This window comes from Actinomadura violacea (genome assembly GCF_017573465.1).
In the GTDB taxonomy this organism is placed as follows: domain Bacteria; phylum Actinomycetota; class Actinomycetes; order Streptosporangiales; family Streptosporangiaceae; genus Spirillospora; species Spirillospora violacea.
In genome coordinates, this window is sequence record NZ_JAGEPF010000024.1 from 36,843 (window position 1) to 58,582 (window position 21,740).

A 21,740-nucleotide genomic window follows, 5' to 3' on the forward strand; every position below is an offset into this window, starting at 1 on the left:
AGAACGGACACCCGTGGGTTACCTTAGGGGAGCCTTACCTTAATGAGGGTCCCCTAAAGGCCCAGGTCAGGCGCGTCGGTAACCGGGTAGTCGCATGGAAGGTCCCCCACCGGATGTACGTCTGCATCTGCAACGCGATCACGGAGGACGACGTTCACGGCTGCCTGTCCGGCGGCGGCTGCGGCACCGCCAAGGAGGTCAAGGCGGCCTGCGGCTTCAAGCCGGGCTGCGGCTCGTGCACCAAGCGGCTGCACGCCATGGTCAGCGAGTACCGCACCGCCAGCGAGCTCGCCGACGCCCTCACCGGCGGCCCGCTGCCCCTCGCCGCCGTCCCCGACGAGACCCCGGTCGGCGCCGCCGCGGACGAGATCGTCCCGCCGGCCCCCGCGACCGAGACCGGAGCGGCACCGCGCACCGCCGCCTGACCCGCCGCCGACCGCCCGGCCCGCCGCGCCGCGGGCGCGCGCCGCTGCGGGGATCAGTGCCGCCCCCTGTGCGAGCATGAGGCGCATGGAAGGCGACAAGGACATCATCGCGCTGCTGAACGACCAGCTCACCGCGGAACTGACGGCGATCAACCAGTACTTCCTGCACTCCAAGATGCAGGAGAACTGGGGCTTCACCCGCATCGCCAAGCACACCCGCGACGAGTCGATCGACGAGATGCGGCACGCCGAACGGCTCACCGACCGCATCCTGTTCCTCGAGGGCCTGCCGAACTACCAGAAGCTCGGCACCCTGCGGATCGGCCAGACCATCGTCGAGCAGCTCAAGGCCGACCTCGAGATCGAGATGGAGGCCGTCGCCCGGCTGCGCCCCGGCATCGAGCTGATGCGCTCGCGCGGCGACGTCACCTCCGCGCGGATCTTCGAGGAGATCCTCGCCGACGAGGAGTACCACATCGACTACCTGGAGACCGAGCTCAGCCTCGTCCAGGCCCTCGGCGAGCAGAACTACCTGCAGCGCCTCACCGACGCGCCCGGCGAGGAGATCAGCAAGCCGGTGTGACCCCGGCCTAGCGGCCGCCGTCGCCCGGCGGCCCGTCCTGGGGACGCGGCGCGCGGCGCAGCACGAACGGCTGCACGATCCCGAGCCCCTGGACGGGCCGCCGGACGATCCGGTGGATCGAGTACGCCGGCTCCTTCTCCAGCCGCGCCGCCAGCTCCATGTCGATCACCACCGACCCCGGCCTGGCCAGCGACGTCAGCCGCGCCGCCAGGTTCACCGTGGTGCCGAACACATCGCCCATCAGCGGCAGCACCGGCCCGTGCGCCACGCCGACCCGCACGTCCGGGACCTCCGTCTCGTCCTGGATCGCCGCCGCGATCGTCAGCGCGATCTCCGCGCCCACCGTCGGCGACTCCGTGCTGAACAGCACCTCGTCGCCCAGCGTCTTCACCAGCCGGCCCCCGCACGCGGCGATGATGTCGGCGGCGGTCTCCTCGAACCACTCCACCACCCGGGCCAGCTCGATCTCCTCCAGCTCCCGGCTGACCTGCGTGAACGACACCATGTCCGCGAACCCGACGGTGGTCATCGGACGGCCCGCGGGCTCCCCGTCCTCGCGCGTCGTCGCCGCCGCGACCGCCCGCGTGCCCGCCGCGGCCAGCTGCCGCCGCCACGCGTGCACCACCAGCGGCTCGAACTCCCCGATGTGCTTGTCCGCGATCTCCATGATCGTCCCGACCGCCTCCGCGGACGGCGTCTCCGCCGGGCCCGGCGCGACCATCTCCCGCATCAGGTTGACCTGCCACTCCGCCAGCCGCGTCATGGTCTGCCCGAACGCCCGGATGAGCCGGATCACCCCGTCCTCGTCCAGCACGCCCTCTTCCATGAGGCGCCGGATCCGGCACAGCGCCGCGATGTCGCCCTCGGTGTAGGCGACCGCGTCGTCCGGCATCGACGGGTACCCGAACGCGCGCCACAGCCGCCCGGTGAACTCCCGCGACACCCCCGACAGCCGGACGGCGTCGACGCGCGTGTAGCGGAGCTCGCCGCCGAGGAGCAGCTCCTCGATCTCCTTGGGATCCGGCAGTCCGCGCGCCATCATCCGCCCCTCAGTCCGCCGTCGCGCGGGACCCCGCCGCCGGCGTCGTGGATCGGTACCATCCCATATCGTTGCAGATCCGACCGGGGTCCCCCACGCCGACCGGCCAATACGCGGATCGCCGCAGCGCCCGCAAAGCGCGGCCGGTCAGCGGACGTGGACGACGTCGCCGGCGCTCACCGCCACGTCACCGCGGGGGCCCTCGACCACCAGGCGGCCCGAGCCGTCGATGTCGCGCGCCGTGCCCTCGAGGGTCTCGTCCGCGGGCAGCTCCACGCGGACGCGGCGGCCGAGCGTCGCGCACAGGTCCTTGTAGGCGGTGCGCAGGCCGCTGGACTCCGGGTCGCCGCCGAGCATCGTCCACTCGCCGTACCAGGTGCCCATCTCGCGCAGGATCGCGCGCAGCAGCGGCGCCCGGTCGGTGAGCGGCGCGCCCTCGATCGCCAGGGACGTCGCGGTCGGCACCGGCAGCTCCTCCGCGCGCAGCCCGACGTTCAGGCCGACGCCCACGATCAGCGCGCCGTCGACCTTCTCGGCGAGGATCCCGGCGAGCTTGCGGTCCCCGACGAGCAGGTCGTTGGGCCATTTCAGCCGGGCGTCGACGGTGACGTCGCCGTCCGCGCCGCCGAAGAACCGGTCCCCCGACTCGCCGAAGGCCGTCATCCGGCGGATCGCGGTGGCGACGGCGACGCCGGTCAGCAGCGGCAGCCAGCCGAGCAGCGGGACCGGGACGGACGGCCGCAGCAGCATCGAGAACATCAGGCCGGAGCGCGGCGGCGCCGTCCACGGCCGGCCGAGCCGTCCGCGTCCGGCGGTCTGCAGCTCGGTGACCAGGACCATGCCCTCCGGCGCCCCCTCCTTGGCGCGGGCGGCGAGGTCGGCGTTGGTCGAGCCCGTCTCGGGTACGACGCTCACCTCCTGCCACAGCCCGCCCTCCTGGACGAGCGCGCGCCGCAGCGCCGCCTCGTGCAGCGGCGGCCGGTCGAGGTCCCCATACGCTGATTCGCTCACCCCTCCATCCAACCTCACCGGCCGCGACGCCCACCCGCCCACCACCAGAACCACGTTCACTTGCGGCGTGTCGGCCTTATCCGGGCCTTCTTAAGGACGACACGCCGCAAGTCAACGGAGCGGGAGGGGGCGGGGCGGGGGTCGCCGGGGCGGGGCGGGCCATTAGGGTCGCGGCATGGATGGTGTGACGCTGCGGCGCGACGGGCACGTCGCGGAGATCGTGCTGGACCGGCCCGAGGCGCTGAACGCCCTGTCGACGGCGATGGCGCGGCGGCTGGCGGCGGTGTGCGCGGAGGTCGCGGCGGACACGTCGGTGCGGGCCGTGGTGCTGAGCGCGGCGGGCGAGAAGGCCTTCTGCGTCGGCGCGGACCTGAAGGAGCGCAACGCGATGAGCGACGCGGAGATCCTCGCGCAGCGGCCGGTCTTCCGGGCCGCGTTCGGCGGCGTGCTGAACCTCCCGCAGCCGGTGGTGGCGGCGGTGCACGGGTACGCGCTGGGCGGGGGCTGCGAGTTCGCGCTGTCCGCCGACCTGGTCGTGGCGGACGAGTCGGCGGTGTTCGGGCTGCCGGAGGTGGGCGTCGGCCTCGTCCCGGGCGGCGGCGGGACGCAGCTGGCGCTGCGCAAGCTCGGCCCCGGCAAGGCAGCGGACCTGGTGTTCACCGGCCGCCGCCTCGGTGTCGAGGAGGCGCTGGAGTACGGGCTCGCCGACCGGAAGGTGCCGGCCGGCACGGCCCGCGAGGAGGCCCTCGGCATCGCCGAGGTGATCGCGCGGAACTCCCCGACGGCCGTCCGCGCCGCCAAGCGGGCGCTGCGCCTCGGCGCCGGGGTGGCCCTGGAGGCGGGCCTGGACCTGGAGGACAACGCCTGGCGGACCGTCGCGTTCTCCGCCGACCGCCGCGAGGGCGTCGCCGCGTTCAACGAGAAGCGCAAGCCGGACTGGCCGTCCTAGCCCCGCGTCAGGCGGCGGGGGCGGCGCCGATGAAGCGGGCGGCGAGCAGGGCGGCCGCGGCGAACCCGGCGGCGGCGATCGTCACGCCCGTGTGCGCGCCGGAGACGAGTCCGGTGGCGGCGAGGGTGCCGAAGACCGCCACGCCGACGGCGCTGCCGGCCTGCCGAGCGGTGTTGAAGACGGCGGACGCGACGCCGCCCTTGCCGTCGGGGGCGGCGCGCATGACGGCGGCGGTCGCGGCGGGCATCGTGAACGCGGTGCCGAAGCCGACCGCGGCCATCGGCACGATCAGTACCGCGTAGGGGGTGCCGGTCCCGGCGGCGAGCCAGCCGAGCAGCCCGGCCGCGCCGGCGGCGAGCCCGGTGACCATGGGGAACCGGGGCCCGGTGCGCGCGGTGACGCGTCCGGCGAGCGCGGAGGACGCCGCGACGACGCCCATCGCGGGGAGCAGCGCGAACCCGGTGTGCAGCGCGCTGTAGTGCTGGACGCGCTGGAAGTAGAGCGGGGCGGCGAACAGCCAGCCGTAGAAGCCGAGGTTGAGCAGGACGCCGATGGCGGCGGACGCGGAGAACTCGGCGGACCGGAACAGCCGCAGCGGCAGCATCGGCGCCCGGGACCGCCGCTCCAGCAGCAGGAACGCGCCGAGGGCGAGGACGGACACGGCGAACGCGCCGAGGACGGGCGGGGCGCCCCATCCCGCGGTCCCGGCCTCGTTGAGCCCGGCGGCGAGGCCGGTGAGGCTGAGCGCCCCCGCGACCTGGGCGGGGACGTCCAGGCCGGCGCGGCGGTCGGAGGCGGGCGGCGGGGACGGGACGTACCGCAGCGTCAGCGCGAGGGTGGCGAGCCCGATGGGCAGGTTGACGAGGAAGACGCTGCGCCAGCCGAACGTGCCGGTGAGGACGCCGCCCAGCACGGGTCCGGCGCCGGCGGCGATGCCGGAGACCATCCCCCACACGCCGAACGCGCGGGCCCGCGCGGCGCCGCCGGTGTAGGCGGCCTGCAGCAGGGCGAGGGAGGCGGGCACCATGAGCGCGGCGCCGGCGCCCTGGACGAGCCGGGCCGCGATGAGGACGGCGGCGGTCGGCGCGATCCCGCAGGCCGCGGACGCGAGCGTGAACACCACGACCCCGGCGGCGAAGACGTGCCGTCCGCCGAGCCGGTCGCCGAGCCCGCCGCAGAACAGCAGCAGCCCGGCGAACGCGAGCGTGTAGCCGTCCACGACCCATTGCAGGGCGGTGACGCCGCCGTGCAGGGCGGTCCCGATCGACGGCACGGCGACGGTGACCACGGTGACGTCCAGGATCACCATGAAGTATCCGAGGCAGAGCGCGACGAGGGGCAGCCGTGAGGCGCGGCCCTCGGCGGTCCCGGCGCCGGCCGGAGTGGTCTGAGCGGTCCGTGCGGCCATGACGCCAACGTAACGACGATTCGATACGGCGTTCGCCGAAACGTTCTGGACATCGGCGCCGTAGCATCGGAGGCATGGACGACACCGGCAGGGGCGCCGAAGCGGACATCGCGGGCGTCGCCGCGGCGATCGGCGACCCGTCGCGCGCGAAGGTGCTGCTGGCGCTGGCGGGCGGCGCCGCGCTCCCGGCGAGCGCGCTGGCCGCCGAGGCGGGCGTCTCGAACTCCACGATCAGCGGCCATCTGGCGAAGCTGCGGGAGGCGAAGCTGCTGACGGTCGAGCTGGACGGGCGGCACCGCTACTACCGGCTGGCGACCACGGAGGTCGCGGCGGCGCTGGAGCAGCTCGCGCGCATCGCGCAGCCGCTGCCGGTCCGTTCGCTGCGCGACGACACGCGTGCGCAGGCGCTGCTGCGGGCGCGGCTTTGCTACGACCACCTCGCGGGGCGTCTCGGCGTGTCGGTGATGGCGGCGCTGCTGGACCGCGGCGTCCTCGCCCGCGAAGCCCCTGGCCCCGGCGCGGGCGGCGCGGGCGGCGCGGAGCCGGACGGGCGGGCCGTCTACCGGCTCACCGCCGGCGGGCGCGCCGAGCTGGCCGCGTTCGGCGTCGACACCGAGAGGCTGCCGCGCCGCCGCTCGACGGTCCGCTACTGCGTCGACTGGGGCGAGCAGCGGCACCATCTCGCGGGGCCGCTCGGCGCGGCGGTCACCGGCCGCATGTTCGACCTCGGCTGGCTGCGCAAGGGCCGCGCCCGCCGCGTCGTCCACCTCACCGACGCGGGCGAGCGGGGCCTGCACGAGGCCTTCGGCGTCCCCGCCGGCGACCTGTCAGGTTAGGGCTTTGGCCATATGGACGACGTTGCGGGCCTTGAGGACCTCGCGGCCCGTCTCGCGGTAGCCGAGGCGCTCGTAGCGGGCGATGTTGGTGGTCATCCGCTCGTTGGTGATCAGTCGGAGGCGGGGCAGGCCGAGGTCGCGGGCGCGGTCCTCGGCGAACGCGAGCAGGCGCGTGCCGACGCCGGTGCCGTGCAGCGCCGGGTCCACGGCGACGTTGTCGACGAGCAGGACGCCGTCCTCGGGGATGAGGACGATCAGGCCGTCCGGCCCGGGGCCGGTCACGTACACGTGCCCGGCCCCGATCAGCGCCACGTAGTCGTCGTCCATGGGCATGGGACGGGTGCCGATGGCCTCCGCCCACGGCGCGTACGCGGCCTCGACGATCTCCTCCACCCGCGCGCGGTCGGCGGCCGCCGCGGGCCTCACCCCGTCCATCAGCCGGTGTTCTGCAGGCCGGCGGCGACGCCGTTGACCGACAGGAGCAGCAGCGCCTCGAGGTGCTCGCGCTCCTGCTCGTCGGTGACGTCCCCGGCGCGCAGGGCGGTGAGGGCGCGGAGCTGGAGGTGGGAGAGCGCGTCCACGTACGGGTTGCGCAGCTCGACGGCGCGGGACAGGACGCGCCGGTTCTCCAGCAGCCGCTCGTGGCCGGTGACCGCGAGGACGAGCCGCCGGGTGCGGTCGTACTCGGCGAGGACGGCCTCGGACAGCTCGGGCCGCCCGCCGAGCGCGAGGTAGCGCTCGGCGATCGCCCGGTCGGACTTGGCGAGGCTCATCTCGGCGTTGTCGAGCAGGGTGTTGAACAGCGGCCACGCCTCGTAGGCGTCGCGGATCTCGGCGAGGTCGCGGCCGTCGTCGGAGACGGCGGCGAGGCCGCTGCCGAGCCCGTACCAGCCGGGCAGGTTGACGCGGGTCTGCGTCCACGCGAACACCCACGGGATGGCGCGCAGGTCCTCCAGGCCGCGGGCGGCCTTGCGGCGGGACGGGCGGGACCCGATCCGCAGCTCGGCGATCTCCTCCAGCGGGCTGACGCGAGCGAACCAGGCGGCGAAGTCCGCGGTCTCGATGAGCGACCGGAACGCGTCCTTGGCCGCCTCGCCGATCTTGTCGGCGAGCGGCCGGAACCGGGCGGCGGCCTGCCGCGCGCGGTCCTGGACGGCGTCGGTCGAGGCCAGCAGGACGGCGCTGGTGACCTGCTCGACGTGCCGCTCGGCGATCTCGGTGCGGCCGTACCGGGCGAAGATGACCTCGCCCTGCTCGGTGACCTTGAAGCGGCCCGCGACGGACCCGGGCGCCTGCGCGAGGATCGCCCGGTTCGCGGGGCCGCCGCCGCGGCCGAGGGACCCGCCGCGGCCGTGGAACAGCGTCAGCGTGATGTCGTTGCGGGCGGCCCACTCGGTGAGGGCCTCCTGCGTGTCGTACAGGCGCAGGGTGGCGCTGGCCGGGCCGAGCTGCTTGGCGGAGTCGGAGTAGCCGAGCATGACCTCCATGCGGCGGCCGGTGTCGTCCAGACGCCGCCGCACGGCCGGGATCTCCAGCATCCCCTCCAGCACGGACGGGGCGCGCTCCAGGTCCTCGCCGGTCTCGAACAGCGGGATCACGTCGATGACGGGCGCGCCGTCGCCGAGCGACTCGGCCAGCTCGTGGACGTTCGCCATGTCCTGCGCGGACCGGGTGAACGACACGATGTAGCGGTGGCAGGCGCGGACCCCGAAGCGCTTCTGGATCCACGCGACGACCCGCAGCGTCTCGAGGATCTCCTCGGTCATCTCCGACAGCCCGCCGCCCGCCCGGACCTCGGCCAGCGCCTGCTCGTGCAGCTCGGAGTGCTGCCGGATCTCCAGCTCGGCGAGGTGGAACCCGAACGTCTCGACCTGCCAGATCAGCTGCTGGACGCGCCCGTACGCCTGCCGGACGGCCCCGGCCGCGGCCAGCGACTCCTGGACGGTCCGCAGGTCGGCGAGCAGCTCGTCCGGCGAGCCGTAGGCGAGGTCGGCGTCGCGCTCGCGGGTCGCGGCGATCCGGTTCGCCGCGTACAGCAGGAACTGGCGGTGCGGCTCGCCCGGCGACCGCTTGGCGCCCTCGGCGAGCCGCGACGGGTGCGCGGTGCGGGCGCCGGCGAGCGCGGTGCGCAGCGCGTCGGACGCGGGCGTCGTCGACTCGTGGACGGTCAGCTCCCGGCCGACCCGCGCGCACGCGTTCTCCAGCGCGCGCAGCACGTGGTCCGCCTGGATCATGACCGCGTCCCGGGTGACCTGCGCGGTGACGTACGGGTTGCCGTCCCGGTCGCCGCCGATCCAGCTGCCGAACCGCAGGTACGGGCGGGCCTTCGGCGGCCGGGTGCCGGTGTCGTCGCCGTCGAGGGCGCGGTCGAGCGTCCGGTACACGTGCGGGACGACCCGGAAGATCGTCTCGTCGAACGCGGCCATCGCGGTCCGGACCTCGTCGAGGGGGTCCATCTGGGTACCGCGGCGCAGCGCCGTCCGCCACAGCACGTCGATCTCCTCGCGGAGCCGCCGCTCGGTCTCCTCCCGCTCGCTCGCGCCCTGGCCCGCGTTCAGCGCGGTCAGCAGGTCGCTGATCCGCTGGATCGCGGTGACGACGGCGCGGCGCCGGGCCTCGGTCGGGTGCGCGGTGAAGACCGGCCGGAACTCCAGGCCGCCGATCATCTCGGCGAGCCGGCCGCCGCCCGCGGTGCCGGTCTTCTCGGTGCCGGTCTTCTCGGTGCGGATCTCCTCGACCGCGGCGGCCACCGAGCCGGGCACCGTCTCCCCGGTGTCGCGCTCGCGCAGCGTCCGGATCCGGTGGTGCTCCTCGGCGAGGTTCGTCAGGTGGAAGTACACGGTGAACGCCCGCGCGACCTGTTCGGCGCGCTCCAGCGTCCAGCCGTCGACGATCGCCGCGACCTCGTCCGCGGACGTCTCGCCGCGGCGCGCCGCGATCACCGCGTGGCGCAGCCGCTCGACGTCGTCCAGCAGCCCTTGGCCGCCGTACTCCACGAGCCCGTCGCCGAGCATCGCGCCGAGCAGCCGGACGTCGCGGCGCAGCGGTTCGGGCATGTCCTGCCGAAGGGTGTCTCGCGTCTTCGTAGCCACGTGCCCCAGCGTAACGAGGGCCCCTCCGGGGCCGTTCATCCCGGTCAGCGGGCCCCGCCCGCATTGTGTGCATCAGTGTGCGGTTACCCTGGCCCGCATGGCGATGGAAGCCCCTGAACCCGCGGTCGAGTACGACATCCACACGACGGCGGGAAAGATCGCGGACCTGGAACGACGCCGCTACGAGGCGGTGCACGCCGGCTCGGCGCGCGCCGTCGAGAAGCAGCACGCCAAGGGCAAGATGACGGCCCGGGAGCGGATCGACGCGCTGCTCGACCCCGGCTCGTTCGTCGAGTTCGACGAGATGGCGCGGCACCGGTCCACCAACTTCGGGATGGAGAAGAACCGGCCCTACGGCGACGGCGTCGTCACCGGCTACGGCACGGTCGACGGCCGGCCGGTCGCGGTCTTCAGCCAGGACTTCACCGTCTCCGGCGGATCCCTCGGCGAGGTCTTCGGCGAGAAGATCGTCAAGGTGATGGACCACGCGCTGAAGACCGGCTGCCCGATGGTCGGGATCAACGACTCCGGCGGCGCGCGGATCCAGGAGGGCGTGGTCGCGCTCGGCCTGTACGCCGAGATCTTCAAGCGGAACGTGCACGCCTCCGGCGTCATCCCGCAGATCTCGCTGGTCCTCGGGCCGTGCGCGGGCGGCGCGGTGTACTCCCCCGCGATCACCGACTTCATCGTCATGGCCGACCAGACCTCGCACATGTTCATCACCGGCCCGGACGTCATCAAGACGGTCACCGGCGAAGAGGTGACCATGGAGGAGCTCGGCGGCGCGCACTCGCACAACTCCAAGTCCGGCGTGGCCCACTACCAGGGCTCCGACGAGGAGGACGCGATCGAGTACGTCAAGTCGCTGCTGTCCTACCTGCCGTCCAACAACCTCGCGGACGCGCCCGCGTTCGACGCGCCGGCCGACCCGTCCGAGCTGGTCGAGGACCTCGACACCCTCATCCCGGACTCGCCGAACCAGCCGTACGACATGCACACCGCGATCGAGCACGTGCTCGACGACGGCGAGTTCCTGGAGGTCCAGGAGCTGTTCGCGCCGAACATCATCTGCGGGTTCGGCCGCGTCGAGGGCCACTCGGTCGGCATCGTCGCGAACCAGCCGATGCAGTTCGCCGGGACGCTCGACATCGACGCCTCCGAGAAGGCCGCCCGGTTCGTCCGGACCTGCGACGCGTTCAACGTCCCGGTGCTGACCTTCGTGGACGTCCCCGGCTTCCTGCCCGGCACCGACCAGGAGTGGAACGGGATCATCCGGCGCGGCGCGAAGCTGCTGTACGCCTACGCCGAGGCGACCGTCCCGCTGGTCACCGTGATCACCCGGAAGGCGTACGGCGGCGCGTACGACGTCATGGGCTCCAAGCACCTCGGCGCCGACATCAACCTCGCGTGGCCGACCGCGCAGATCGCCGTGATGGGCGCGCAGGGCGCCGTCAACATCCTGTACCGGCGCGAGCTGGCCGCCGCGGACGACGCCGACGGCCGCCGCGCCGAGCTGATCACCGAGTACGAGGACACCCTCGCCAACCCCTACGTCGCCGCCGACCGCGGCTACGTCGACGCGGTGATCAAGCCGTCGGAGACGCGCGGCCAGGTCGTGAAGGCGCTGCGGGCGCTGCGCGAGAAGCGCAAGACGCTGCCGCCGAAGAAGCACGGCAACATCCCGCTGTAGAGCACCGAGACGGACGCCCGTTCCGGGGCCGGGCCGCCGCGCCCGGTCCCGGCGGCCGAGGAGAACCCGTGACCGCTGAAGACAAGCCGTTCCTGCAGGTGGTGCGGGGCGACCCGTCCCCCGAGGAGGTCGCCGCGCTCGTCGCCGTGCTGACCGCGCGCGCCCGCGCGGCCGCCGCCGCCTCGGGCGGCGCGGGCGAGGCCCGCACGTCCCGCTGGGCGGACCGGACGCGGCTCGTCCGCGCCACCGTGTCCGGCGGCCTCGCGCCGCGCGGCCCCGGCGCGTGGCGGGCCAGCGGCCTGCCCCGCTGACCCCGGACGCGACGCGCCCGGGATGCGCCCGATCTCGCGGCGTATGGGGTGTGTTGATCCACGCGCGGGGAACGCGATCGGACGACACGTAACCGTGGTTCGCACCCAGCGGGGGTCCCCGCACGAATAAGGTGGAAGGCCATGGCCACCTCGGAGTTCGTCCCACAGCCCGCGCGCTACGCCATCTTCGTCGACGCGGGGTACCTTTACGCGGCCTCCGGGGCCCTGCTGCTCGGCTGCGGCTCCCGGCGCGAGTACCGGGTCGCCGCCGAACAGCTGATCAAGGCGCTGACCAGCCATGCCGACGACCAGCTGCTCGGCGAGCTGCTCCGGGTGTACTGGTTCGACGCGGCGCCGAAGAAGCAGCCGACCGTCGACCAGCGCGTGATCGCGAACCTGCCGCTGGTGAAGCTGCGGCTCGGCAACCTCAACGCGCAGGGCCAGCAGAAGGGCGTGGACGCGCAGCTGCGCGCCGACCTGGAGGCGCTCGCCCGGCACCGCGCGATCACCGACGCGGTGCTGCTGGCCGGCGACGAGGACATGCTGCCCGCCGTGGAGGCCGCGCAGCGCTACGGCGTCCGCGTGCACCTGTGGGGCGTGGAGCCGACGCACGGCTCCAACCAGGCCGAATGGCTGGTCTGGGAGTCCGACCGGGTCGAGGTGCTGTCCGCCGACTTCCTGCGCCCCTACTTCACCAAGGCCAAGGTGCTGCCGGTGCCCGCGCCCGGCACCGCCGCCGCGGTCCGCGACGCGGCCGCCGCCGCGCACCGCGCCTCGCCCGTCCCGTCGCCGTCGCAGGTGTTCGCCGGGCGCCCCCCGGCGGTCAAGCCGGCGCCCGCCGCGGCCGTCCGCACCGCCGTGCCCGTCCCGGGCGGCGCCCCGGTGACCCCGGCGACCGTGGCGGCCTCGATGAACGCGGCGTCCGCCGCCCAGTCCGACGGCCGGCTCGGCCCCGACCGCGACCACATGCTGGAGATCGGCGAGCACGTCGCACAGAAGTGGATCTTCGAGCGGGGCCGCGACAACATCCGCGACCTGCTCCCCGGCCCGATCCTGCCGCCCGTCATCGACAAGGAGCTGCTGATCGAGGCGGAGAAGGAGCTCGGCGGCTCCCTGCGCCCCTACCAGGAGGCCCGCACCTGGCTGCGGGACGGCTTCTGGGAGCGCGTCTACCGCGAGTTCGGCATCGGCTTCGGCAAGTCCGACTGACCCGCCTCCCGCGGCGTAGGATGCGGCGGATCCGACCGGTCCGCTCCGGCGAGGAGGTCCGCATGCGCCGCCACGGTTGGCGTCTGGTGTTCGTCGGCTGGCTCGCCGTCGCCATGGGCGGTGTCCTGGCGATCGCCTCCCTCTGCTACCTGAATCCTCCCGGCATCCTGGCCGGCGTGGGGGCGGCCGGCGGCGGGTTCGTGCTCGTCCGCGCGGCGCGGCAGGAGGGGCTGCGCGCCGCCGGTTTCGTCCTGGCCGGGTTGCTCATCGCGGTCGTCGCCGGGCTCGCCGCCGGGCGGCTCCCCTCGTCCGGCTGACGCGTGCTCGGGGGCGCCCGCGGCGGGGACCGGAACGGTGTCCCGGCCCCCGCCGCCGGTCAGGCGGCCTGCTCGCCGGTCACCCGGCCGTCCCGGAGTTCCAGGCGGCGGCCCGTGAAGGACGCGCGCATGCGGCGGTCGTGCGTGACGATGACGAGCGCTCCCGCGTAGCCGTCGAGGGCCTCCTCCAGCTCGTCGACCAGCAGCGGCGACAGGTGGTTGGTGGGTTCGTCCAGCAGGACGAGGTCCGCGCGGCCGGAGACGAGGCGGGCCAGCTCCAGCCTGCGGCGCTGCCCCGCCGAGAGGGCCCGGACGCTCTTGCCCAGGTCGGGGGCCGTGAACAGGCCCATGGCGAGCAGCTCGGCGGCGTGCTCCTCAGGCTCGCCGGCCCGGCCCTCGCCGAACGCGCGCAGCAGCGTCCGGCCGTCGCGGTGGGACGGCCCGCCGTCCTGGCGCAGATGGCCGACGTTCGCCGGGCGGCGGACACGGCCCTCCGCCGGGTCCAGCTCACCGGCCAGCACCCGCATCAGCGTCGTCTTCCCGGCGCCGTTCGGGCCGGTGATCAGGACCCGCTCGCCCGGCCGGACGCGCAGCGACCCGATCTCCAGGCGGCCGGGGATCCGGACCTCCTCGAGTTCGACCGCCGGGCCGTCCGGCGGCGCGCCGGCGGTGGACGGGCGGGCCGCGAACCGCAGCGGCTCGGGCGGCGGCGCGACCGGGTCGTCCCGCAGTTCCCGGAGCCGCTGCCGCGCGCTGCGGATCCGGGACATCGCGCCGTGCGAGCGGGACCGCGCGCGGAACGCCCCCGCGCCGCTGAACGCCCACGGGCCCTTGCGCGGGATCGCCGAGAGCCGTTCGATGTTGCCGTCGGCGAGCGCCTCGTGCCGCCGCACCTCCTCCCGCCACGTCTCGTACTCGTGCCGGTGCCGCTCCCGGGCGGCGGCCTTCGCGGCGAGGTAGCCGGTGTAGCCGTTGCCGTAGCGCCGGACCGTCCGCCGGTCGTGGTCGACTTCGAGGACGGTGGCGGTGACGCGGTCGAGGAACGCGCGGTCGTGGGTGACGGCGACGACGGTCCCGCGATGGGTGCGCAGCCGTTCCTCCAGCCACTGCGCGGCGTCGTCGTCGAGGTCGTTGGTGGGCTCGTCCAGCAGGAGCAGTTCGGGGGACGCGGCGAGCGTCGCGGCGAGCATCAGCCGCGACCGTTCGCCGCCGGACAGGGTGCCGAGCGTCCGGTCGCGGGCGAAGCCGGACACGCCGAGGGCGCTGCGGGCGATCTCGACGCGGGCGTCGGCCTCGTAGCCGCCGCGCGCCTCGAACCGTTCGACGAGGTCGCCGTACTCGGCGAGTTCGGCGGGCGTGGCGGTGCCGAGCCCGGCCTCGGCGCGGGCCATCCGGTCCCGGAGGTCGCGCAGGTCGGCGAGCGCGAGGTCGATCGCGTCCTGCACGGTCGCGGACGGCGGGAGGTCGAGGGTCTGCGGCAGGTGGCCGATGCCGCCGGGCGCGGTGACGTCCACGGTGCCGTTGTCGGGGGCCTCGACGCCGGCGATGAGGCGCAGAAGCGTCGACTTCCCCGAGCCGTTCTCGCCGATCACCCCGACCTTGTCGCCGGGGCGGATCGACAGCGACACCCGGTCGAGGACGACGTGGTCGTCGTAGCGCCTGGTGACGCCGGACAGGACGAGGCGGGATTGCGCGGTACGCAAAAAGGAACTCCAGTGATCAATGCGTTGGCAGGGCGTGGCGGAGCGCGGCTCGACGCCGGGTGCGCGCTTGCAACGCAGTGATCACAGAGTTCCCATTGCCCCCATTACTAGCAGACGGCTTCCGGAGCGGCAAGCCTCGCCTTCACGCGAAACGAGGATGGACACGTCTCGTAGTTATTCGGGCGCGGTGAGTTGCGGGCGAGTACAGTCCCCGCCGTGATGGGGAGAGGCTGTGCCGCGGGACGGCGCCGGAGCCTGCTCGGCGCGTTCGCGCTGGCCGGGGTCATGGCGCTGGCCTCGGGGTGCGGGTCGCCCGTGGACTTCTACCGGCCCGGCGAGGGCGGCGCGGACGAGCCCGTGGTGGGGCTCGGCGGCGCCGCGCCCTACGTGCGGCCGAGGCCGGGACGGCCCCGCGCGGCGGACCCGCCGGGCGCGGTGCCCGTCGCCCCGGCGGGCGGGCGCGTGTACGCGGCGACCGGCCCCGGCATGATCGCGCCCGGCGCGCGGGACATGCCGGCGCGGCTGTACGTCGCGGACGGGCGCGGCATCGAGGTCATCGACCCGCGGACGCTGCGCCTCGTCGGCCGGCTCGGCGCGGGCGTCGCCGCGTCGGGGGTCGTGCCGTCGTGGGACATGCGGCGGCTGTGGGCTGCCGACACCGTGCACGACGTGCTGGTCCCGCTGACGGCGCGGACCGGGCGCCGCGGGCGGCCGGTGAAGGTCACCGACCCGGCGGGGCTGTTCTTCCCCCCGGACGGGCGGGCGGCGCTGGTCGTCGCGGGGCGTCCGCGGCGGGTCGAGGTGCGCGACCCGCGGACGATGCGGCCGCGGGCGTCGGTGCCGCTGCCGTGCGCGGCGGCGGCGGGCGACTTCTCGCTCCGCGGCCGCACCCTGGTGCTGAGCTGCGCGGCGGCGGGGGCGCTGGTGCGCGTGGACGTGCCGGGGCGGCGGGTCGCGGGCACGCTCCGGCTGCCGGACGGCGCCCGGCCCGGCGACGTGCGGCTGTCCCCGGACGGCGGGACGTTCTTCGTCGCGGACGCGGCGAGGGGCGGGGTGTGGGCGGTGGACGCGCGGGCGTTCGCGCCGCGCGGGTTCGTCCGGACGGCGCCGGGCGCGCGGGGGCTGGCGATCAGCCGGGACGCGCGGCGGCTGTTCGTCGCGGGCGGCGGGACGCTGGCCGCCGTGGACTTCCGGACGCGCCGGGTCACCGCGCGGTGGCCGCTGCCGGGCGGCGGGGACGCGGTGCCGGGCGGGGTGTCGTCGGACGGCCGGGCGCTGTGGCTGGCCGACGGCGGCGGGCTGGTGTACGCGGTGTCGACGCGGACGGGCCGGGTGCTGCGGCACGCGCGGCTCCGGGGACGTCCGGCGGGGCTGTGCGTGCATCCGCAGCCGGGCCGGTACTCGCTCGGCGGCACAGGCCTGTACCGCTGATCAGGGCGGGAGGCGGCCGGGGACGGCGAGTCCGGTCTCGTAGGCGGCGATCACGGCCTGGATCCGGTCGCGCAGCCCGAGCTTGGTGAGCACGTTGCTGACGTGCGTCTTCACCGTGTGCTCGCTGACCACCAGGGCCGCGGCGATCTCGGCGTTGGACAGCCCGCGGGCCAGCAGCCGCAGCGTCTCGCGCTCGCGGACGGTGAGCACGTCGAGGCGCCCGGCGTCCAGCGGGCGGGACGCGGCGCCGGAGGTGAACGCGGCGATCAGCGTGCGGGTGACGGCGGGCGCGAGCAGCGACTCCCCCGCGGCGACGACGCGGACCGCGTGCACGAGGTCGTCGCGGCGGACGTCCTTGAGCAGGAACCCGCTCGCGCCCGCCCGCAGCGCCTCGAAGACGTAGTCGTCCTGCCCGAACGTGGTCAGCATGATCGCGCGGCAGCCCGGCTCGGCGCACACGGTGCGGGCGGCCTCGATGCCGTCCATGCCGGGCATCCGGATGTCGAGGAGGACGACGTCGGGGCGGTGCTCGCGAACCGCGCCGACCGCCTGGAAGCCGTCGCCCGCCTCGGCGACGACCTCGATATCGGGCTGCGCGTCGAGGATCATCGCGAACCCGGCGCGCACGAGCTCCTGGTCGTCGGCGACCACGACGCGGACGGTCATGCCGCCGCCCCGGCGAGCGGGAGCCGCGCCGACACCTCGAAGCCGGGGCCGTCGGCACGCGGCCCGGCGGTCGCGGTCCCGCCGCAGGCGGCGGCGCGCTCGCGGATGCCGATCAGGCCGTTCCCGCCGGACGGCAGGCCGGTGCCGGCGCCCCGGCCGTCGTCGACGACGCTGATCGTCAGCGCGTCGTCGGCCCAGGTCAGCCGGATCTCGGCGGTCCCGGCGCCCGCGTGCTTGACCACGTTGGTGAGCGCCTCCTGCGCGATCCGGTAGGCGGCGACGCCGCAGTCGGCGGGCAGCGGGCGCGGCTCGCCCTCGGCGGAGCAGCCCACCCGCAGTCCCGCGCCGGAGACCTGCGCGGCGAGGGCGGGCAGGTCGTCAAGGGTCGGCTGCGGGGCGCGCGGCCCGTCCTCGTCCTTCAGCACGGCGAGCATCCGGCGGAGCTGGCCGAGCGCGTCGCGTCCCGTGCCGGCGATGGTGTCGAACGCGGCGGCGGCGCGGTCGGGGGCGCTGCCGAGGACGACCGGCCCCGCCTCGGCCTGCACCACCATCAGGCTGATCGAGTGGGCGAGGACGTCGTGCATGTCGCGGGCGATCCGGGCGCGCTCGCGTTCGGCGGCCCGTTCCGCGTCCAGCCTGCGCTCGCGCTCCAACCGGGCGGCGCGTTCCTCCAGCACGGCCGCCTGCGCACGGGACCCGGCGGCGGCGCGGCCGAGCGCGTACGCGGTCACGTACAGCACGACGCCGCGCAACGCGGTGTCCGCGGATCCGACGGTGGCCAGCCCGCCGGCGCACAGCAGGGCGAACACCGCGAGGCGGACGGCCGGACGCGACCTGGCGGCGACCCCGTAGATCGCGATGAGCGCGCCGTACCAGAGCGGCTGCGAAGGAACCGTGTCGGCCAGGTCGTACGTCGACCCCACCATGACGGTCAGCAGCGCGGCCGCGGCGGGGGCGCGCCGCCGCCACAGCAGCGGCACCGCCGATCCGATGGTGGCGACGTAGCCCCACTGGTCCCAGGGCCGCCCGGCTTGGGCGTCCGTGAACAGCAGCGGCCAGACCTGGGCGACCGCGACGACACCGGTGAGCGCCACGTCCGACCACCATGATCCCGCCAGCCGGCGGACCGGGGCGAACACCGGCGAAGTAGCCACGGGCCACGATTGTGTCACGCGCCGGCCCGGACACCGGCGGCATGCCGGGCGGCGCGGTCGCCGCGGACCAGCGGGACGAGCGCGGCGAGGATGAGCAGGCCCGCGACCGGCAGCAGGTCCAGGTCGGCGGCCGACGCGGCGACACCGGCGAGCAGCACCACCGGCGCCCACACCGGGACGGCCCGCCGTGCCGCGACATGTCCGAGCGAGACGGCCAGCCCGACGTAGAACAGCACCGGGCCGACGGTGTAGACGACCGGCATCACGCCGGGGACGCCCTGGACGTCGTCGAACCTCCGGGCCATATCGGCGTGGTCGGAGGCGAGCGCCCCGACGACGATGTCTATGCCGATCTGCACCATCGCGCACGCCACCCCGGTCAGCCCGACGACCGCGGTCGCGGTGGCGAACGCGCCGCCGCCCGCGCGCCGCCGCATCTCCCACAGCACCGGGAGGAACAGGACGAGCGCGGCGAGGAACGCGACGTGCCCGGCCGTCCAGGCCGGGCCGGGGCCGCGGTCTCCTTCCATGCCGTCCGCGAGGCGGAACAGGCCGTACACGGTGACGAGGAGGGGAGCGGCGATGAACGGAACCCGTGTCTTCATGCCCTCGATCGTCGTCCGGCGGGCGTCCTGGGGCATCGCCGACTCAGGCGATCTTCCGCCTCCCCCGCACGACCCACCCGCCCCGTTGACTTGCGGCGTGTCGGCCTTAATACGGCCGCGATAAGGCCGACACGCCGCAAGTCAACGTGAGAGCGGGCCGGTGCCGACGCTGTGCCACTCCGGGAGGAGTTCCTCGACCAGCGCCTCCGTCTCGGGCTGCAGCTGGTCGATCATCGGGTCGCGGCCGACGCGGCCGCGCAGCTCGTCCACCGCGATCGCGACCTGCGCCTGGTCGCCGGTCGCGTGGACGGCGCGGAGCAGGTCCCGCCACAGCCCCTCGTCGTCGGGCGCGAGGCGCAGCCCGGCGCGGGCCGCGGCGACCGCGCCGCGCGCGTCGCCCTCCTCCAGCCGCAGCACGGCGAGCCGGTGCGCGACGTCCACGACCCGCGCGGTCGCCTCGTACTCCAGGTCGTGCGCGGCGAGCCAGGAGTAGCGGCCGCGCGGGCGGCCGGCGAGCAGCGGGCCCCGGACGAGGTCCAGCGCGTACGACATGTAGGCCGTCTCGGACGCGGGCTCGGCGGCGGACCGCCACACCAGCCACCGGAACACCGCGAGGTCGACGCGGACCTCCGAGCCGAGCCGGATCCGGCCCCGCTCGTCGTAGTACAGGTTCGGGCGGCCGCGGGCGTCGCGGCCCAGCCAGTCCGACACGCGCGCCACGCACGCGTCGCGGACGCCCGCGGTGACGCCGCGCGGCCAGATCGCGCCGGACAGCACCGTCGGATGCACGCCGTTCGGATGAGCCGCCAGGTAGACGAGCACCTCGGTGCACAGCTCGCGGCGGCTCTCGTCCATCGGGCCGGGCGCCTCGACCTCGACCGGGCCGAGCAGCCGGACGTCGACCGACGACTGCTGCGCGGCGGGCGGCTGCGGGCCGCCCGCGGCGTCCGGCAGCGGCACCGCGTCGGTCCGGCCGGCCGCGCGGAACAGCTCGAACACCGCCCGGTACTGGTCTTCGCGGACGAGCTGGGCGTCCACCTCGAAGCCGAGCACGCCCGCCTGCAGCCGGCCGCGCTCGTCGACGTCCCAGGTCCAGGTGGCGCCCTGCACGTCGCCGGGGACGAGGTAGCCGGCGGCCATCCGGGTGCCGGAGCGGGCGAGCGCGACGAGCCGGTCGGCCTCCCACTCGGTCGGCTGATCGGCCATGACGAGGTAGTGCGGCATCCACGCCTCGCCGAACACGCCGCGGCACCGCCCGGTGAGCACCGAGTCGACGCCGGACGCGGCGAGCGCCTGCCGGACCTCCTCGGTGCGCCCCTCCAGCTCGGGCAGCGCGTCGGCGAGGTTCGGCACGGACCGGACGCGGTCCGGGGCGATCCGGCCGAGGCCCTCGCCGAACTCCGCGCCGAACCCGACGAGCGTGATCCGCATATGGTCGGACCAGCGGTTCGTCGCCAGCTCCATCGCGATCGCGGCGAGCGCGGCGCGCCGGTCGGCGTCGGGGCCGCGCAGCGCGATCAGCCCGTGCGCCGCCTCCAGGTCGACGAGGATGCGGCCGTTGTCGTTGGTGCCGATGGAGACCAGGCCCGGGTAGGGGGCGAGGACGTCGGCGAGGTCGGAGGCCTCCAGCCCGGCCGCCGCGTCGCCGCGCAGCCGCCACACCTGCCCGTCGTCGTACGCCTGCCAGGGCGCGGGCGGGTTGCGGTCGGGGGGCGCGATCCACAGGTCGAGGCTGCCCTGCCCGTTCTGGGACCGGCCGAGGTGCACGCCGTAGACGGTCGGGAGGGCGCGGCCGCCGGCGGCCATCGACTTCGACAGGTGCCGCAGGCCGAGGTCCAGCAGCCGCGCGCCGTCCTCGTCGGAGCCGAACCGCAGCGCGCGCTCCGCCTCCGCCGCCTCGCCCTCCGGCCGGACGATCATGTGCCCGAACGCGCGGTTCCACATCTGCGTGCGGCGGCGCCGGCCGAGCACGCTGAGCAGGCCCGCCGCCAGCAGCGACGCGGCGGCGAGGCCCTGCGGCCATTTCAGCTCGAAGGTCGGGCCGGGCTCGTCGTAGGCGGTCCTGCTCTGGCCGGGCAGGCTCGCGCCGCCGCTGCCGGCACCGCCGCCCATCTCGCCGGACGGCCCGTCCGTGCCGCCCCCGTGCGCGGGCGGGTGCGACGGGGTCTCTGTCTTGTGCGACGGCGTGGCCTCGTGCGACGGCGTCGCCTCGTGCGAGGGCGTGGCCTCGTGTGAGGGCGCGGTCGTGTGGGACGGGGCCGGGGTGGGGGCGGGCGTCTGCGCGGGCGGCCGGGACGGCGCCGGCACCTGCGGCTGCGGCGTCGCGCCGTGCGTCGGCGCCTCGGTCTGGGACGGCTGCGGCGCGGGCTTGGACGGTGTCGGCTGAGAGGGGGCGGGCTGAGACGGTGCCGGCTGAGAGGACGCGGGCTTCTGGGGGGCGGGCGTCGAGGGCGCCGGGTCCTGGTGCTGCGGGCGGTCGGGGACGGCGTGCCCGAACCGGTAGTAGTCGTGCAGGTCCTGGACGGGGATGGTGTGCGCGTGCTTGGCGTCGGCCGGCATCTCCAGGATCCAGCCGGGACGGATCAGGCTCGCGATGGTGAGGCGCGTCCCGTCCGGCTGCACGTGGCTCTTGTTGAGGTCGTAGATCTCCTTGTAGCGGCGCCCCTCGCCGAGGCACTTCTCGGCGATCTCCCACAGGCTCTCGTGGTGGCGGCCCTCCGGCGGATGCACCCGGTAGATCTTGGTGGTGAGCGGTTTCTCGGCGAGCGTCTCGGTGCGGGTCTCGGCCGGTGCGGCGGGGGTCTCGGCGGGACGGTCCGGCGCGTCCGGCACGCGGTGGAACTCCTGCGCCTGTGTGTGCGCGGGACGCTGCGACAGCCCGCCGGAGAGCGCGGGCATGATCACGGACGTGGCGGTGAACAGCAGCAGCGCGGCGACGACGAGCCGGTGCACCAGCGACTGCGTGCCGCCCGCGAGCGGCACCCGCGCGGGCACGCCGACCCCGCGCACGCCCGCGTACACCTCGACGATGACGCACAGCGCGAGCTGGATCCAGGCGAGCCAGACCAGCACGACGAGGACGCCGATGAGCGAGTCCGGCCCGATCCGGTGCGTGAGGTCGGACGCGGCGGGCAGCCGCGACGGGAGCGGCGACCCGAAGAACGTCAGCAGCGCGTACGGGACCCCGGCGAGCAGCGCGGCCAGCGCCGCGAGCGCGCCGATCCCGGCGAGGACGTCGCCGGGGCCGCGGCGCGCCCGCACCGGGGCCCGCCGGCCATGCCGCGTCACCATCGCGCCCCCACCGTTCGCCG

General features: G+C 75.2%; 19 protein-coding genes. 9 read left to right on the forward strand and 10 right to left on the reverse strand.

The genetic code is table 11. From position 1 onward, the window contains the following. Positions 1-113: 113 nt before the first annotated feature. Together J4709_RS35350 and bfr are read left to right on the forward strand one after the other, a co-directional pair. A complete protein-coding gene (locus tag J4709_RS35350) occupies positions 114-425 on the forward strand; it encodes a (2Fe-2S)-binding protein (RefSeq protein ID WP_208247527.1) in 312 nt (103 codons plus the stop codon). Positions 426-510: 85 nt separating this feature from the next. Then, positions 511-1,008, forward strand: a complete 498-nt coding sequence (gene bfr / locus J4709_RS35355; protein ID WP_151544618.1) for a bacterioferritin — start codon at positions 511-513, stop codon at positions 1,006-1,008. Positions 1,009-1,015: 7 nt separating this feature from the next. On the opposite strand, the gene J4709_RS35360 is transcribed toward bfr, so the two are convergent. Both J4709_RS35360 and J4709_RS35365 read right to left on the reverse strand, forming a co-directional pair. Beyond that, positions 1,016-2,047 carry an adenylate/guanylate cyclase domain-containing protein gene (locus J4709_RS35360; protein WP_372442191.1) on the reverse strand — a complete coding sequence of 344 codons (1,032 nt, stop codon included), beginning with the start codon at positions 2,045-2,047 and terminating at the stop codon, positions 1,016-1,018. Between the two features lie 147 nt (positions 2,048-2,194). Continuing rightward, entirely contained in the window at positions 2,195-3,058 is an 864-nt protein-coding gene (locus tag J4709_RS35365) for a biotin--[acetyl-CoA-carboxylase] ligase (RefSeq protein ID WP_208247531.1), read from the reverse strand. A gap of 175 nt (positions 3,059-3,233) precedes the next feature. Here J4709_RS35365 and J4709_RS35370 point away from each other — a divergent pair, with 175 nt between their 5' ends. Then, positions 3,234-4,007, forward strand: a complete 774-nt coding sequence (locus J4709_RS35370) for an enoyl-CoA hydratase/isomerase family protein (RefSeq protein WP_232384541.1) — start codon at positions 3,234-3,236, stop codon at positions 4,005-4,007. 7 nt (positions 4,008-4,014) lie between these two features. Here J4709_RS35370 and J4709_RS35375 read toward each other — a convergent pair whose 3' ends face one another. Further along, a complete protein-coding gene (locus J4709_RS35375; protein ID WP_208247534.1) occupies positions 4,015-5,415 on the reverse strand; it encodes a DHA2 family efflux MFS transporter permease subunit in 1,401 nt (466 codons plus the stop codon). Positions 5,416-5,489: 74 nt separating this feature from the next. Here J4709_RS35375 and J4709_RS35380 point away from each other — a divergent pair, with 74 nt between their 5' ends. Next, complete coding sequence (locus J4709_RS35380) at positions 5,490-6,251, forward strand: ArsR/SmtB family transcription factor (RefSeq protein ID WP_208247536.1); 762 nt, start codon at positions 5,490-5,492, stop codon at positions 6,249-6,251. On the opposite strand, the gene J4709_RS35385 is transcribed toward J4709_RS35380, so the two are convergent. Further along, complete coding sequence (locus tag J4709_RS35385) at positions 6,243-6,686, reverse strand: GNAT family N-acetyltransferase (protein ID WP_208247538.1); 444 nt, start codon at positions 6,684-6,686, stop codon at positions 6,243-6,245. The genes J4709_RS35380 and J4709_RS35385 overlap by 9 nt on opposite strands. After that, positions 6,686-9,307: a phosphoenolpyruvate carboxylase gene (locus tag J4709_RS35390; RefSeq protein WP_232384561.1), complete on the reverse strand. Its 2,622-nt coding sequence runs from the start codon at positions 9,305-9,307 to the stop codon at positions 6,686-6,688. Before J4709_RS35390 ends, J4709_RS35385 begins: the two co-directional genes overlap by 1 nt. A 133-nt stretch (positions 9,308-9,440) precedes the next feature. Between J4709_RS35390 and J4709_RS35395 the strand changes: the two genes are divergently transcribed. The 4 genes from J4709_RS35395 (at position 9,441) to J4709_RS35410 (ending at position 12,870) form a co-directional block, all read left to right on the forward strand. Then, complete coding sequence (locus J4709_RS35395; RefSeq protein WP_208247542.1) at positions 9,441-11,033, forward strand: acyl-CoA carboxylase subunit beta; 1,593 nt, start codon at positions 9,441-9,443, stop codon at positions 11,031-11,033. Positions 11,034-11,101: 68 nt separating this feature from the next. Further along, the gene (locus J4709_RS35400; protein ID WP_208247544.1) at positions 11,102-11,344 is read left to right on the forward strand and encodes an acyl-CoA carboxylase subunit epsilon; all 243 of its coding nucleotides are present in this window, start codon (positions 11,102-11,104) and stop codon (positions 11,342-11,344) included. A gap of 141 nt (positions 11,345-11,485) precedes the next feature. After that, positions 11,486-12,553: an NYN domain-containing protein gene (locus tag J4709_RS35405; RefSeq protein ID WP_208247546.1), complete on the forward strand. Its 1,068-nt coding sequence runs from the start codon at positions 11,486-11,488 to the stop codon at positions 12,551-12,553. A 62-nt stretch (positions 12,554-12,615) separates the two neighbouring features. After that, positions 12,616-12,870, forward strand: a complete 255-nt coding sequence (locus tag J4709_RS35410) for a hypothetical protein (RefSeq protein ID WP_208247548.1) — start codon at positions 12,616-12,618, stop codon at positions 12,868-12,870. 59 nt (positions 12,871-12,929) lie between these two features. Here J4709_RS35410 and abc-f read toward each other — a convergent pair whose 3' ends face one another. Continuing rightward, complete coding sequence (abc-f, locus tag J4709_RS35415) at positions 12,930-14,573, reverse strand: ribosomal protection-like ABC-F family protein (protein WP_208247550.1); 1,644 nt, start codon at positions 14,571-14,573, stop codon at positions 12,930-12,932. 216 nt (positions 14,574-14,789) lie between these two features. Here abc-f and J4709_RS35420 point away from each other — a divergent pair, with 216 nt between their 5' ends. After that, complete coding sequence (locus J4709_RS35420; protein WP_208247553.1) at positions 14,790-16,004, forward strand: YncE family protein; 1,215 nt, start codon at positions 14,790-14,792, stop codon at positions 16,002-16,004. Here J4709_RS35420 and J4709_RS35425 read toward each other — a convergent pair whose 3' ends face one another. From J4709_RS35425 to J4709_RS35440, 4 genes are all read right to left on the reverse strand, one after another. After that, entirely contained in the window at positions 16,005-16,670 is a 666-nt protein-coding gene (locus tag J4709_RS35425) for a response regulator (RefSeq protein ID WP_208247555.1), read from the reverse strand. Then, positions 16,667-17,824, reverse strand: a complete 1,158-nt coding sequence (locus J4709_RS35430; RefSeq protein ID WP_208247556.1) for a sensor histidine kinase — start codon at positions 17,822-17,824, stop codon at positions 16,667-16,669. The genes J4709_RS35425 and J4709_RS35430 overlap by 4 nt, the downstream gene beginning before the upstream one ends. A gap of 14 nt (positions 17,825-17,838) precedes the next feature. Further along, entirely contained in the window at positions 17,839-18,429 is a 591-nt protein-coding gene (locus J4709_RS35435) for a hypothetical protein (protein ID WP_208247558.1), read from the reverse strand. Between the two features lie 141 nt (positions 18,430-18,570). Next, positions 18,571-21,720, reverse strand: a complete 3,150-nt coding sequence (locus J4709_RS35440; RefSeq protein ID WP_208247560.1) for an AfsR/SARP family transcriptional regulator — start codon at positions 21,718-21,720, stop codon at positions 18,571-18,573. Positions 21,721-21,740 lie beyond the last annotated feature (20 nt).

Bases quoted from the DNA above. Each gene is read 5' to 3' on its own strand.
- J4709_RS35425 (WP_208247555.1), bottom strand. From the start codon at position 16,670: ATGACCGTCCGCGTCGTGGTCGCCGACGACCAGGAGCTCGTGCGCGCC.
- J4709_RS35440 (WP_208247560.1), bottom strand. From the start codon at position 21,720: ATGGTGACGCGGCATGGCCGGCGGGCCCCGGTGCGGGCGCGCCGCGGC.
- J4709_RS35405 (WP_208247546.1), top strand. From the start codon at position 11,486: ATGGCCACCTCGGAGTTCGTCCCACAGCCCGCGCGCTACGCCATCTTC.
- J4709_RS35385 (WP_208247538.1), bottom strand. From the start codon at position 6,686: ATGGACGGGGTGAGGCCCGCGGCGGCCGCCGACCGCGCGCGGGTGGAG.
- J4709_RS35435 (WP_208247558.1), bottom strand. From the start codon at position 18,429: ATGAAGACACGGGTTCCGTTCATCGCCGCTCCCCTCCTCGTCACCGTG.
- J4709_RS35350 (WP_208247527.1), top strand. From the start codon at position 114: ATGTACGTCTGCATCTGCAACGCGATCACGGAGGACGACGTTCACGGC.
- J4709_RS35390 (WP_232384561.1), bottom strand. From the start codon at position 9,307: ATGCCCGAACCGCTGCGCCGCGACGTCCGGCTGCTCGGCGCGATGCTC.
- J4709_RS35360 (WP_372442191.1), bottom strand. From the start codon at position 2,047: ATGGCGCGCGGACTGCCGGATCCCAAGGAGATCGAGGAGCTGCTCCTC.
- J4709_RS35370 (WP_232384541.1), top strand. From the start codon at position 3,234: ATGGATGGTGTGACGCTGCGGCGCGACGGGCACGTCGCGGAGATCGTG.
- bfr (WP_151544618.1), top strand. From the start codon at position 511: ATGGAAGGCGACAAGGACATCATCGCGCTGCTGAACGACCAGCTCACC.
- J4709_RS35410 (WP_208247548.1), top strand. From the start codon at position 12,616: ATGCGCCGCCACGGTTGGCGTCTGGTGTTCGTCGGCTGGCTCGCCGTC.
- J4709_RS35395 (WP_208247542.1), top strand. From the start codon at position 9,441: ATGGCGATGGAAGCCCCTGAACCCGCGGTCGAGTACGACATCCACACG.
- J4709_RS35380 (WP_208247536.1), top strand. From the start codon at position 5,490: ATGGACGACACCGGCAGGGGCGCCGAAGCGGACATCGCGGGCGTCGCC.
- J4709_RS35375 (WP_208247534.1), bottom strand. From the start codon at position 5,415: ATGGCCGCACGGACCGCTCAGACCACTCCGGCCGGCGCCGGGACCGCC.